Origin of the sequence: Salmonella sp. K21076 (assembly GCF_039650795.1) — a bacterium.
Lineage (GTDB): Bacteria > Pseudomonadota > Gammaproteobacteria > Enterobacterales > Enterobacteriaceae > Salmonella > Salmonella enterica.
In genome coordinates this window covers 1-1,262 of record NZ_JBCLYA010000034.1, presented here as the reverse complement: position 1 = coordinate 1,262, position 1,262 = coordinate 1, and the positions used below count along the sequence as shown (strand labels likewise).

General features: G+C 56.5%; 3 protein-coding genes. All 3 read right to left on the bottom strand.

Going from position 1 to position 1,262, the window contains the following annotated elements; genetic code table 11:
* On the bottom strand, positions 1-227 hold a 227-nt coding region (locus AAYN39_RS10645; RefSeq protein ID WP_000104778.1), incomplete at its 3' end, for a phage tail protein.
* Complete coding sequence (locus AAYN39_RS10640; protein ID WP_001086816.1) at positions 224-829, bottom strand: phage tail protein I; 606 nt, start codon at positions 827-829, stop codon at positions 224-226. The genes AAYN39_RS10640 and AAYN39_RS10645, both read right to left, overlap by 4 nt.
* Positions 822-1,262, bottom strand: a 441-nt coding sequence (locus AAYN39_RS10635) for a baseplate J/gp47 family protein (RefSeq protein WP_001184272.1), incomplete at its 5' end; no start/stop codon positions are given. The genes AAYN39_RS10635 and AAYN39_RS10640, both read right to left, overlap by 8 nt.

The following is a 1,262-nucleotide window of genomic DNA, read 5'->3' as shown; positions in this document are numbered from 1 at the left end:
TCAGCAATAATCTGGCTACTGTTCTGCGGGTCGATATAAAGCATATTCAGCGCAGCCCGGCGTTTCTCATTTACCAGTGCCGTCTGCTTTGCGTCCGGCGTTGGCAATACTCCGCCGCCATCGCCCACCGCCATATGGGTAATTTTTAGCGGCACACCGAGCGCGGCGGCGCTGGCAAGTTTTGCCGCGCCAATATCCGTCAGCAGGGTATAAAATTTTGTGCTCATGGATTCACTCTCATTGTGTCAATAACATGGACCGCCCCGCCTTCATGCGCGGTGCCACCGGAAATAATCGTTTCGTTGATATACGGATAGATCGTGATTTCTTCGCCAAGATAGCTGGCGGCTCCCACCCAATGCGGGCCGCTGGTCTGCAGATTGATGGACATGCCGATCATGTGGCGGCTACATGGTTTGGCATCGCTTATCAGTCGCTCAAGTTCCAGATAGGTATCTTCAGTGATGCCCTGGTCCTGCACGCCGATATCCAGGCGAAACGTGCCCGGTGCCTCTCCGGTCTGCCACCACTCAATAATGTGGATCAAAAAGCCGAACGGCTCCACCACCCGCCGCACGGCACTGGTGGTCCCTTTATGCTGATGAATATAAAAAGCATCCTTCACCACCTGGCGCTTGACGCTTTCTGTCCAGCCCTCGTCCCAGCGATCCACAGAGAACGCCCAGGCGAGATAAGGCAGGAAACTGACCGGACAGGTTGCCGGATTCCACAAGTCACGAAGCGGCACCTGCAGATCAGAAATCCCGCTGCAGGTTTGCGCCAATCGGCGCTCCAGTGGTGTTGAACCCGGTGGCAGCAGACTATTCATCCGTTCCTCCGTTGGTTACGCTCCACTGCGTACATGATGCCGCCTGTGTTTTGTTCAGGACCATATCCGCCAGAGGAGAAGCCAGCTCCACACGCTGCACACCCTCAACATGCAGGGCGGCAAAGATGGCGCTACGGCGAATATCCCGACCAAGACGCGTCTGACTGGCGATGTACTTCTGCAGGCTGGCTTTTGCCGCTGCCATTACCGGCTCTGCTTCCGGTCCCGGATAGAGAAAAATAGTGGCTTCCACCCGGTACGGGATGATTTCTGCGCTGCGAACCGTAAGACGGTCAGCCACCGGGCGGACGTTCTCACTGTTCAGAGCTTTTTCCACCACGTCCAGCAGGTCTTTTTCTGCTGTTCCATCGCCTTCGCGGCTCAGGACAGTCAGCACCACCTCTGCAGGTGCCGGACTGGTTGCACTGGCATC